General features: G+C 52.2%; 9 protein-coding genes. 2 read left to right on the forward strand and 7 right to left on the reverse strand.

What is annotated here, in order from left to right:
* The first annotated feature begins 103 nt into the window (after positions 1-103).
* On the forward strand, positions 104-1252 hold the full coding sequence (locus AC5TBW_RS10750; protein ID WP_495508570.1) for a L,D-transpeptidase family protein: 1149 nt from the start codon (positions 104-106) through the stop codon (positions 1250-1252).
* A 163-nt stretch (positions 1253-1415) separates the two neighbouring features.
* Here the strand turns inward: AC5TBW_RS10750 and AC5TBW_RS10755 are convergent, their stop codons facing one another.
* From AC5TBW_RS10755 to AC5TBW_RS10775, 5 genes are all read right to left on the reverse strand, one after another.
* Positions 1416-1679: an Lpp/OprI family alanine-zipper lipoprotein gene (locus AC5TBW_RS10755; RefSeq protein ID WP_022523170.1), complete on the reverse strand. Its 264-nt coding sequence runs from the start codon at positions 1677-1679 to the stop codon at positions 1416-1418.
* Between the two features lie 225 nt (positions 1680-1904).
* Positions 1905-2534, reverse strand: a complete 630-nt coding sequence (locus AC5TBW_RS10760) for a L,D-transpeptidase family protein (protein WP_495508571.1) — start codon at positions 2532-2534, stop codon at positions 1905-1907.
* A gap of 194 nt (positions 2535-2728) precedes the next feature.
* Positions 2729-3190 (reverse strand): DUF6586 family protein, encoded by a 462-nt coding sequence (locus tag AC5TBW_RS10765; RefSeq protein ID WP_495508572.1) that lies wholly within the window; start codon positions 3188-3190, stop codon positions 2729-2731.
* The gene (gene topA, locus AC5TBW_RS10770) at positions 3187-5814 is read right to left on the reverse strand and encodes a type I DNA topoisomerase (protein WP_495508573.1); all 2628 of its coding nucleotides are present in this window, start codon (positions 5812-5814) and stop codon (positions 3187-3189) included. Before topA ends, AC5TBW_RS10765 begins: the two co-directional genes overlap by 4 nt.
* Positions 5815-6128: 314 nt before the next feature.
* Positions 6129-8957: a DUF3141 domain-containing protein gene (locus AC5TBW_RS10775; protein ID WP_495508574.1), complete on the reverse strand. Its 2829-nt coding sequence runs from the start codon at positions 8955-8957 to the stop codon at positions 6129-6131.
* Between the two features lie 510 nt (positions 8958-9467).
* Between AC5TBW_RS10775 and lipA the strand changes: the two genes are divergently transcribed.
* Positions 9468-10526, forward strand: coding sequence for a lipoyl synthase (lipA, locus tag AC5TBW_RS10780; protein ID WP_495508575.1), 1059 nt, complete (start codon positions 9468-9470; stop codon positions 10524-10526).
* Between the two features lie 104 nt (positions 10527-10630).
* Here lipA and lipB read toward each other — a convergent pair whose 3' ends face one another.
* Both lipB and AC5TBW_RS10790 read right to left on the reverse strand, forming a co-directional pair.
* Positions 10631-11293 (reverse strand): lipoyl(octanoyl) transferase LipB, encoded by a 663-nt coding sequence (gene lipB / locus AC5TBW_RS10785; RefSeq protein ID WP_495508576.1) that lies wholly within the window; start codon positions 11291-11293, stop codon positions 10631-10633.
* Positions 11294-11295: 2 nt separating this feature from the next.
* Positions 11296-11607, reverse strand: coding sequence for an HP0495 family protein (locus tag AC5TBW_RS10790; protein ID WP_495508577.1), 312 nt, complete (start codon positions 11605-11607; stop codon positions 11296-11298).
* Positions 11608-11622: the final 15 nt, after the last annotated feature.

Raw genomic sequence — 11622 nt, forward strand, 5'->3', positions numbered from 1 at the left:
GCAAACTTGCCAATAGCCATGCCATAGTTGACCGGCAATCGTTGGTCAACAATAGTGGCCCAACAACGCGCAACAGCAGTGAATTAACACATTAGGAACGATCATGAACATTCGCGACAGCTTTACCCTCTGGGGCCCGACTAGCTTGGCCGTACTATTAGCCGCGAGCTTGGCAAGCCCCGCTTTTGCGCAACCGGCTGCCGAACAGGCCGACAGCCAGACTCAAGAACAGGCTCTAGAGCAGGCCCAGGAACAAGCTCAGGAAGTCAGCATCGACGCCGTTGATAGCGCCGTTCAGGTTGCTGATCAAGATGAGCTGCCACGTGGTCACTTCCGCCTACCAGAAAGCGGTGATGTAATTGGCGAGCGCTACACGGTAGTGGTTGAAGATCCCAAGCAAACACTGATCGATATCGCCCGGCGCCATAACATTGGCTATGAAGAAATCCGTATGGCCAATCCCGATGTCAGCCTATGGGTGCCTGGCGCAGGTACAGAAGTAGTGATCCCTGCTCAGTACATCTTACCGCCAGCCCCACGTGAGGGCGTTGTGGTGAATCTTTCTGAGCTGCGTCTTTACTACTACCCCGCCGATAAGCCCGGCATTGTCGAAACCTACCCGGTCAGCGTAGGGCGTGAGGAGTTCGCGACACCTGTGGGCATCACACGCACCACCGTAAAAGTTAAAGACCCTGCCTGGGCACCGCCATCGTCCATGCGTCGAGAAGCCGCTGAACGCGGAGAACCTGCACCGTCCATCGTTCCAGCAGGTCCTAATAATCCCCTTGGTGAGCACGCGATTCTACTCGCGATGCCAAGCTATCTGATTCACGGCACCAACCGCCCTGATGGCGTCGGTATGCGCGTCAGCCGCGGCTGTATTCGTATGTACCCAGAAGACATCGAATCGCTCTACGAGCGCTTACCTAGCGGGACCCAGGTCAATTTGATGGACGCTCCGTTTAAAGCAGGCTGGGGCGCGGATGGCACGCTGTTTGTGCAGTCTTTCCCGCAGCTGGAAGAGAATGTAGGCGACTTTGAGCCGCTGCTAAACGCACTTGAGCGAGTCACCGAACTAACGGAAAACAATATCGAAATCGACCCAGAGCAAATAGAACGCGCCGTTGAAGCGCCAGACGGTCAATTCATTGCGCTCTACGGGCCTCAGGCACCGGTACTAGAACCCGAGCCTGTTGAGTTGATTAACGAGGTTGAGGTGAGCGCATCAACAACACCTAAAGAAGATGCATAAGTAAAATGCACTAACAAAAAACCCCGCCGAGGCGGGGTTTTTTGCGTAGCTAGTGACAAGAACCGCTTGCCTAACGTATTCACTTACTACGTACAACTAACTACATCTTTCATCCAACAACTATTGAGAGAGTCTGTTGACTCCCTCAACAGCCCAAGCAGAATTACTTCTGCATGGAACGCTGGAACATACGGTTCATTTCTTCACGGTTCTGCTCAGACATCTGCAGAGCAGCCTGCGCATCGCGCTGGGCTTGGTTTGCAGTGTTCATAGCTTGTGAAGCCATGCTGCGTGCTTCTGCAGCGTCAGCTTGTGCAGATTCTGCAGTCATGCGAACTTCTTCCAGAGCGCTGGTAGAAGCACAACCTGCAAGAATTGCCAGAGAAGCGGCAGCAGCAGTCATCTTCAGAGTAGTTTTCAGAGTCATAGTGTTCTCCTTGAGTCGTCCTTGGGTACTACATTAAGGGTATGACAAAAGTAAGTCTACGCACTTTACTGCTGTGCTTAGCTTAAATTTGTCTACCTGCGGTGCAGGTTCTTTACAATGACTTGTGCTGCGAAGCACGCAAGTCAAACGCTGTTTTATAATAGACTACAGCGGTTGTCTATAGCCACTTTTTAAAAACCTCGAACTTCCTTCAACGGCAATAGCTTAACGGATCACTACACGGGTGCCAACACCCACTAGCTCTTCCAGGCGATCAATTTGCTCGTTGGTAACGGCAATACACCCTTGGGTCCAATGATAGCGACCATGAATATTAGGGTCTGCGCTACCTAACCCATGAATCCCAATCGCACCACCTAAGACTGTATTTTGTGGCGGATGACCGTTACGTCGGTAGAAATCGAAGTAATCCTCATAATCAGTTTGGGAATAAATCCCTCTTTCCAACGCCATGCGAGCATGGGCAGGCGTTGGGAAATCAATTCCCATGAACGTACGCCACTGGCTTTCGTAATTAAAACGGTTAATACGAAATTCGCCCATTGGCGTTACGTTATCACCACGAACACGCTGAGTTTTAGCGCCTGCGCGCCCTAATGAAATAGGTGAAAAGCGTTCTAACAGCGCATTGCCCCGGAATACGCTGAGCGTCGCCTCTTGATCCTCAATCAGCACCCATACCTCGTTAGTATGGCGCGGCAAATGGGCACGCGTCAGCATTGTCTCAATAAGGTCAGAGGGAGCAGCCTGACTTGACCCTGTGACGGCAGCACTGGCCACCGCTGGCAAGCTCAGAACCAGAGCTAGAAATCGACGGCGATTAACTAAAAACATGGCAGCTCTCGAAACAAATTAGCCTGTGGTTGACCGACTAGACGCATATGGTGGCTGTTATACCTTATTCCCGCATCCGCCGTTAGTAATTTCGTCATATACTTAATACTGGTGATACCCCTGTTGTGCAAAAACGCCCTTATTTATGCGCGTTTATAAAAACGGGTTGCTTGCAAACCTAGTGAATAGCCGAGCTACCACTCGCGGCTGGTTTCACGTAAAGCACTAATTTCACGCTTCGCAGACTGTAGATTGTCTAGCAACTGCTGACGTAAATCGGCTTGATTGCCGATCGCAATCATAGCGGGATTGTGTGCAGTGCGACGCGCCGCACCTTCATCGCTATGCAGGCACTCAAGCTGAAATGCCAGCCAATTTAGCCAACTTTCTGGCTGAGCCTTTAAGTCGCGAAGACGCTGCAATTCTGCCAAAGCCGGACCTTCGTGGGATAACAATACGCTCCAGCGGTGCTCTGACAAACGGGCATGTTCGGTAACTTCACGTAAAAGCGACTCTAAAGCCAACTCAAAGAGCGCCAAAGCGCTCTCCTCCAACGCCATCCGCCTTGCGGAGGCATGTTCATCATCCCCCGCAGGCAAGGTGGTCAGCAGCTCTGCTTGGTAAAGCAACTGATTAGTTCGTGACCGGGCTTTCACTTACGCTTGTCCTCCACGTGCCATTTACCGGCATCAAACATGGCTTTCCAGCCAGTCGCTTTACCCTCTTCGTCAGTCATGACGTACTGCTCTTTCGTCTTCCGCGAATAGCGAATTTGAGCGGGGCGACCGTCCGGATCTTCACTGGGCGCTTTGAGAATAAAGTGATACTTCTCGGGAAGCTCTTCGGCATGGGCTTTCAGCTCTTTCACCAGCGGCGGCCGCGTCTCACGGTTTTTGGGGAATTTGCTAGCGGCTAAAAACAGCCCGCTCGCGCCATCGCGAAGCACATAATGGTCATCCACCTTTTGACAAGCCAGTTCCGGCATTGGGATCGGATCCATTTTCGGCGGCGCCACGTCGCCGCTCTTCAATAGCTTTCGGGTATTTTTACACTCGCTATTGGTACAGCCAAAATACTTGCCGAAGCGACCTGATTTCAACTGCATCTCAGAGCCACACTTGTCACATTCAATGACAGGGCCATCGTAGCCTTTGATCTTGAATTTGCCGCTTTCAACTTCGTAGCCGTCACAATCAGGGCTGTTGCCACAAATATGCAGCTTACGCGTTTCGTCGATGAGGTAGTTGTCCATCGCCGTGCCACACTTTGTGCAGCGATGCTTGGCACGCAGAGCGTTGGTTTCGGCCTCTTCGCCCGCATCTTCAGCAACGGCTTCTTCGCCTGGAATCAAATCGATCGTGGTTTTACAGCGCTCTTTTGGCGGCAGGTTATAGCCACTACAGCCCAGGAAAACCCCCGTGGATGCAGTACGAATCTGCATATGACGGCCACAGCTTGGGCAGTCGATATCTGTCGATACCGGCTGATTAGGCCGCATACCATCTTCGCTTTCGGCCTTGGCCAATTCTTCACGAAACTCGCCGTAGAAGTCATCTAGCAAGGCCTGCCAGTTACGCTCGCCTTCGGCAACTTCATCGAGACTATCTTCCATGCGAGCGGTGAACGAGAAGTCCATCAGATCGGGGAAGGACTCTTTCAGCCGTTCCGTAACGATATCGCCTAATTTTTCGGCATAGAAGCGGCGATTTTCCAGTTTCACATAGCCACGATCTTGGATAGTGGAAATGATAGAAGCATAGGTAGAGGGACGACCAATTCCCTGCTTCTCCAGCTCTTTCACCAAGCTTGCCTCAGTGTAACGTGGCGCTGGCTTGGTAAAGTGCTGCTGAGGATCAAGCGCTTCCAGTGCCATGGAGGTGCCTTTGGGCAAATCAGGCAAGCTTTGATCTTCATTTTTGCCACTGGGCTTCATCACCCGGGTGTAACCATCAAATTTAAGCACGCGCCCTTTAGCGCGCAGCTCATACCCATCAACCTCGACGCTAAGCGTGCTCGACAGATACTCAGCGGGGGTCATTTGGCAGGCCACAAACTGGCGCCAGATAAGCTCGTAAAGGCGTTCTGCGTCCCGCTCCATGCCAGCCAGGTCGGATGCTTGACGTTCCACACTGGAGGGGCGAATCGCTTCGTGGGCCTCTTGGGCGCTCTCTTTGCTGCTATAGCGATTAGGCGCTTCAGGAAGGTAGCGCTCGCCAAACTCTTCACCGATATAACTGCGAACGCTTTCCACGGCATCTTTTGAAAGATTGGTGGAGTCGGTACGCATATAGGTGATGTAGCCCGCTTCATAAAGGCGCTGGGCCATGGTCATAGTTTTCTTGACAGAAAAACCTAACCGGCCACTAGCCGCCTGCTGAAGCGTCGAAGTAATGAAGGGCGCTGTAGGTTTGGAACTGGTGGGCTTATCCTCACGAGAAGTAATCGCCAGCTTGGCTTTTCTAAGCTGCTCAATACGCGCCAGGGTGTCTTTTTCTGACGTGGGCCGGAAGGCCTTGCCATCTTGACGCACCAGCGCAAAGCGCACCAGCTCGCCTTCGGGTGAGGCCAAATCGGCATGCACATCCCAAAACTCTTCTGGAATAAAGGCACGGATTTCACGCTCGCGCTCCACTATCAAGCGAACGGCGACGGACTGTACACGACCAGCCGAAAGGCCACGCGCTACTTTTGCCCACAGCAGCGGTGAAAGCATAAAGCCCACGACACGGTCCAGGAAACGCCTTGCTTGCTGCGCTTCAACCCGCGGTATATTAAGCGCCCCGGGCGCTTTGAAGGCATCCTGAATAGCGTTTTTGGTGATTTCGTTAAACACCACACGCTTATAGCGGCTGTCGTCACCACCGATGGTCTCGCGCAGGTGCCAGGCAATGGCTTCCCCTTCGCGATCCAAATCCGTTGCGAGGTAGACAGCGTCGGCTTTCTCAGCCAGCTTTTGTAGCTCGGCAACGACTTTCTCTTTTCCGGGCAGCACCTCGTAGCGTGCTTCCCAGCCGTTGTTCGGGTCAATCCCCATCCGCCGAATTAACTGATCTTGGCTTTTGCGTTTTTTATACTCTGCTTTCTCTTCCGCCGACATCTTGCGTGTCGCTGCGGCTTGGCGCGCGCGCTCCTTAGGATCGGAGGCTGCCTTACCTGAGCCGCTGGTCGGTAGGTCACGAATATGACCCACGCTCGACTTCACGATGAAATCGTTGCCGAGATACTTGTTAATCGTCTTCGCTTTAGCTGGCGACTCGACGATGACCAGTGACTTGCCCATAGTGCTCCACTTTCCTAATGCACGGGCTGTCTACCACGTGCCCTGAATTCGGTGCCGTATCGCCGGGATGAAACCGCCCGTTAAAAAAGATACGGATGAAAAAATGCGCCTACCCTACCCCAGCCCTGGGCTAAGCGCCAGTAGCAACCAAGTCGTAGAGAGAATCCGTAGATTTCAGGCAACCAAGGTTATGTTTCAGATAAATAGTAGCTAGACACTAGACTGCCACTGGCATTACGGCAACCCAAAAAGTATTGAGACAAACAAAGCGCCCCCACCAAATAGGCGGGGGCGCTTTGAGCTAACGTGCTGTTTTAGCGCTTACCGGGTGGCTTACCACCCCCGTTAGTGCTATCAGGTTGCGTCGTTGGCTTGGTGCTTTCTTCAGCAGTTGCAGAGGGTTTAGCTGGTTTTTCCTCTTTCATCGCTGCGGGCTTAACTGACGCCAGCGGTGCTGCTTTGGGCTTATCCAGTTCGGGTTTCGCTGTGTCTGTTTTAGTAGCCCCCTGTTGCATAGTTTCTTGAGTTGACTTGGCCGGTGCATCTGGCTTCGCTTTCTCTGACTTAGCCACTTCTGGTTTCGCTGCTTCTGGCTTAGCTTCTGTCGAATGAGCTAATTCAGGCTTAGCTGTCTCAGAATTAGCGGACTGCGGCGTGGGCTTAACATTCCTAGCTTTCGCATCTGATGGCTTTGCAGATGTCGCTGCTGATTCACTGGTCGATTTTTCACTGGCGACTTTCGGCTTGGCAGCGGTGTCAGCCTTACCGGCAGTTGGCGTGGCTGGTGTTATCGCTTTCGCCTTAGTTGGCTTTGAGTTCGCGTTGGCTTTTGGCTTGGCGATGGCTTTCTGCTTTGACGGCGTTTTTGGTTTAGCGGGCGCCGCCTTTGCACTGGGCCGCGCTAGATCAAACAGGGCTTTAATTTGATCAAAGCGCTCGGCCGCATGTTCTGTCAGCTCGCCACTGGCGGAAAACACATGTTCAAGGTGGCTGATACAGCCATCGATTTCATCGTTGCTTTGGCCTGCGAGCAAATCAGGCAGCGAGCTCAAAGCCTGGTCGCGGTCTAGCTTCAAAATAAAGAACTGCTCGCGGACTAAGCGTTTAAATTCACTCAGTTTGATGCCTGGCTCAAGCTCTGACCGAGAAGCGCGAAGACGCTTGAAGTTACGTTCGTCCGTGGCTGGCGCACCGCCCACCACATAGATAAGCGAACGCATAACCGCTTCATGGGCACCACCGTGGGCAATTTTCTCGCGCAACGCTTCCTGGCGCTCCTGGAGAAAGCGGCGATGCTCGGGCTCAGCGCCTGGGCGGCGGCGGTGCACATGGGCATCACCATAGAGACCAACGGCGGCCTGCAAAAGCGGCTGACCGTAGATTTCCATAAACATTTTTTCGGTACTGCTGTCGCGCAGATCACGCATCGCATTCAGGCTAGCAACCAGTTGATCAGAGCCCATGGTCTCAAACGCTTTAAACAGATTGTCCTGGGATACTGGATGACGATTTTTGCGTACCGCATCTGCCAAGACCGGTAATGGTACCGACAACGGATTGCGGTCAGACAGTAGCTTATAACCCAACCGAATAGGTTGCATACGGCGAATCAAGCGCGCCGCCTCGGGTGTCATGATGGCTTTTAGCCAGGGTTGTATAAAGAGCCGATACATACCCAGGTTAATTTCCGAGATACGAGCCACCGTTGCAAAGCGACGGTCATCCTCAGGTTTGTGCTTTACAGCTTGATCTAGCTCTTCAAAGTCACGAGGCATGAACTCAAGTAAGTAATCACGCTCGAATAACTCAGCGTCTTCACCCTCTTCTGCTGGTGTTACCGTGGTTTCATATAACCCTGGCGGTAACACATCGATGTAATCCATGTTCGCCGTGAACTCGGTATGCTCTTTACGCGATACGCTACCAGATACAAAAATACCCAGGTGCCCGGTAGTATCGTGCTGACAATATACGATGGTCTGTTCATGAGCGATGATGTCGTCTACATCTTCGTATAAATCACGAATCCAGCCCAGCGCCTGAGGAGGCGGAGTGATATCGTCCCCTCGTGAACAAAAGACCACGACGGGCGAACGTACATTGCGCAGATCGATACGGCGACCATCACTAGTCACCAGTTGCGCGGTAGAGAGTCGATTACCAATGAACAGGTTGTCGACGATATATTGAATCTCTTCACCACCTAATACGACGTGGCCACCCCACCAGCGTTCGAATTCAAGGTAGCGGCCCGCTTCCGTGTCGATATTGTCATAAAGGTGGTACTGCTTTTTCCAGTAGGTATTGGCTGGATTGAGACGCTCAAAGTTCTGCACCAGTAATGCGCCATCAAAGAGCCCATTACCCATGTCGCTGGCGAGCGCAGTAACCCAACTTCCTCCCGTCATACCACCGGTATAGCGCATAGGCGCTTTGCCATGCTCGCCCGCCCAATAAGAGAGAGGCGCACCAGCAATCAAGATAGGACCAAATACATCAGGCTCCAAGGCTGCTGCCATCATGAGCTGCCAGCCTGCCTGACAATTGCCAACCACCATGGGCTTTTCGGTTGTATCAGGATGCAGTTCAATCACATGGCGCAAAAAAGCAATTTCCGACTCGACCACATCCTCGACGGTTTGTCCTGGCTCAGGAAATGGCAAAAAGCCGATAAAGTAGCAGGGATGCCCTGCTTTAAGCGCCACACCCAACTCACTATCAGGTTTAAAGCCACCAATACCTGGCCCATGGCCCGCCCGGGGATCTACCACCACAAAAGGGCGTTTTTCTGGGTCAATATCCGTACCTTCATGGGGTAATACGCGCAACAACTCATAGTTGGTTGGCCGCGGCAACGTTCGACCATCCATTAATACTTCGGTATCAAACCCCAACACACTAGGCTTGGTTTGCTCCATGTGTTCAAGGTACTGGTTGCCACGCTCGCGCATAACATCCAGATATAAAACGCTGCGTTCAACACTGTCGCGCCAGTAATTGAAGGCTGCACGCCCAAACCCAAACGGATCAAAAAGAGATGCAAGCTCCTCGCTACTGGGCAAAGTAGTAGAATCATTTTTTTTCTTCCCCCATTCGCCTGTGAAAGCGGTAGCAGGAAGAAAAGGATTGGCGAGAAAGTTCATAGGTTCTCCTTTTGGGTTGATGCTTCGGCATCAGACCCGAAAGCAATGATGCTGCAGTGCAATATAGTTTAGGCCACAACGCTCACGGCGTCGATCTTTACCCCTAATAATTACGCCTTATGCGACCAATGACAGCCTGCTTAGACAACACAAAAGATTCAGTGGTAGCATTCTTTGCACAAATATTGAAGCCTGTTTTGAATATTACGCCTTAACGTCACTAAAGGGCTTTCAGGATGAACTGAGATGTCATTTATCCAGCTATCGCCGCCACTTTCAGGCACCATCTAGTCCGCTGCCAAGCCAAGGTGTCTCCTGCCTGCTAATGCTTTCACCCAGGGGTTGCGGTGTCCTGTTGACAGCGAGATATGTTACATTAGTAATTATTAGCTCGATGAAATATCGGATGCATTTAGTATCGATTAATCAGGTATCAATTGGCTGGTCTTGTAAGGGTTTAACACCCGTAACCGTACTCGACCTACCGCACAAAAGTGAGGCTCTGTCCCTATGAGCAATATCCCTCCGCAACGCGTGTCTAGCGGTGAAAAATACCGTAATGAACATGGCATGACGGTGATCAAGGATGGCATGAAGCAGCGCAAAGCGCAGGCAGAAGCCCCTTCTCTTGAACGCAAGCCCAAGTGGTTGCGAGCACAAATTCCTGGAGGGGAGCGTTTTGAGGCGGTCAAGAAAAACGTCGCTACGCACCGACTAAGCACTGTTTGCGCTGAATCTCATTGCCCTAATATGGGCGAGTGCTGGAGCAACGGCACGGCGACCATCATGCTTATGGGTTCAGTATGTACACGTGCGTGTCGATTCTGCGCGGTAGATACCGGCAACCCTCAAGGCTGGCTCGACTTAGAGGAGCCTGAAAACACCGCCAAATCGGTAGAGTTGATGGGACTGCGTTACATCGTACTCACCTCAGTAGACCGAGATGATCTCGACGATGGTGGCGCCACCCACTACGCCAACTGCATTAAAGCGATTAAAGCGCGTACGCCCGAGGTAGTCGTAGAAGCCCTAACGCCCGACTTTGATGGAGAATCGAGCGCAATTGAGCGAGTTGTCGATTCGGGCCTGCAAGTATTTGCTCAAAACGTTGAAACCGTAGAACGGTTAACAGGCCGTGTACGTGACCGTCGGGCTGGCTACCGTAAAACGCTTGATGTCCTTGCTCATGCCAAACGCTATCGCCCTGACATCATTACCAAAACCAGTTTAATGCTTGGATTAGGTGAAACTGACGAAGAGATTTTGCAGACATTTGATGACCTTCGGGAGATCGGTGTCGATATCGTCACGCTTGGCCAATATTTGCGCCCAACCAAGAATCACCTGCCGGTAGAGCGGTGGGTTACGCCGGAAGAGTTCGATCGTTACCGCGTGATCGGCCTGGAGAAAGGCTTTATGGAAGTCCCATCGGGCCCACTGGTGCGTTCTAGCTACCGCGCGGACCGGGTTTTTGAGAAAAATAATTTGGGGCTTGCGTCACCCGCTGCCGTCCCGGGTCAAGAACAGGAAGCAAACCCGAACCTGATCCCAGCGTTTAACGTAGGATAGGCTCAGCGTTACCACAGAACAGCTTGCCGTGATTGAAGCTCATGGTCGAGACAGGTTTGAAACTGCTCTTTTTCATCGGCTTGAATCACATTATAAAGACAGTTTTATAACGGCGAGCTGTCAACACTGACCAATTCTCGGCTTAGTCGCCCGGCCAAGGCTTTCGCCAACTGCTCTCCCACCCGATGATCGCTTGGCAGTGTGGTAAAGTCGGCCAATCTCACCATGGGCATACCCGCATAACCGCAGGGGTTAATCCGTAAAAAAGGCGATAGGTCACCATCGACATTTAATGCCACGCCATGAAAGCTTGCCCCACGCCGAATACGTAGTCCTAAAGAGGCAATTTTGGCCTCACCCGCTGCCGTCATTACATAGACCCCTGGCGCATCGGGCCGCGCACGAGCGCTTACCCCATAGCTGCTTAAAACATCAATCACCGCATTCTCTAATGCAGTGACTAAATCACGCACGCCAATTTTACCTCGTCGTACATCCAACAATGGATATAACACCACCTGACCAGGCCCATGGTAGGTCACCTGCCCGCCCCTATCTGTATGCACGACAGGAATGTCGCCAGGCAGAAGTAAATGTTCTGGTTTGCCGGCCTGCCCTTGAGTAAACACCGGGTCGTGCTCAACCAACCAGAACTGATCAGGGGTATTAGCATCGCGCGTATCGGTAAGCGCACGCATGGCCTCCCAAACTGGCTGGTAGGCTTGGCGGCCAAGAACATACAACCCAATGGGCGAGGGATCGCTCACGATCACACCACCATATGCACACGACCAGTGGCTTTGAGATCATCGAACAGCTCTTTAATATGCTGCTCTCCGGTCGCTCTGATCACCACACGAACCGATTGGTAACGGCCATTGCGACTGTCGACCACCTGCATTGTCGTGGCGTCGAAATCCGGCGCATGACGCACAATAACTTGGCACACAGAGGCAGGAAAATCGTCAGCGGCATCGCCAACGACTTTTAACGAGTAATCACAGGGAAAAGTGATTTTAGGCGGTTCTTGAACCGCCGGTTGACGTAAATCGCGCAGCCCCTGTGGAGTCCTTTTTTTCATAGCAACCCCATCATT

The organism is Vreelandella sp. ssv, from assembly GCF_059448525.1.

What these genes read in the sequence shown, in the direction of transcription:
- AC5TBW_RS10750 (WP_495508570.1), top strand. Translation starts at nt 104, where the DNA reads ATGAACATTCGCGACAGCTTTACCCTCTGGGGCCCGACTAGCTTGGCC.
- AC5TBW_RS10755 (WP_022523170.1), bottom strand. Translation starts at nt 1,679, where the DNA reads ATGACTCTGAAAACTACTCTGAAGATGACTGCTGCTGCCGCTTCTCTG.
- AC5TBW_RS10760 (WP_495508571.1), bottom strand. Translation starts at nt 2,534, where the DNA reads ATGTTTTTAGTTAATCGCCGTCGATTTCTAGCTCTGGTTCTGAGCTTG.
- topA (WP_495508573.1), bottom strand. Translation starts at nt 5,814, where the DNA reads ATGGGCAAGTCACTGGTCATCGTCGAGTCGCCAGCTAAAGCGAAGACG.
- AC5TBW_RS10775 (WP_495508574.1), bottom strand. Translation starts at nt 8,957, where the DNA reads ATGAACTTTCTCGCCAATCCTTTTCTTCCTGCTACCGCTTTCACAGGC.
- lipA (WP_495508575.1), top strand. Translation starts at nt 9,468, where the DNA reads ATGAGCAATATCCCTCCGCAACGCGTGTCTAGCGGTGAAAAATACCGT.
- AC5TBW_RS10790 (WP_495508577.1), bottom strand. Translation starts at nt 11,607, where the DNA reads ATGAAAAAAAGGACTCCACAGGGGCTGCGCGATTTACGTCAACCGGCG.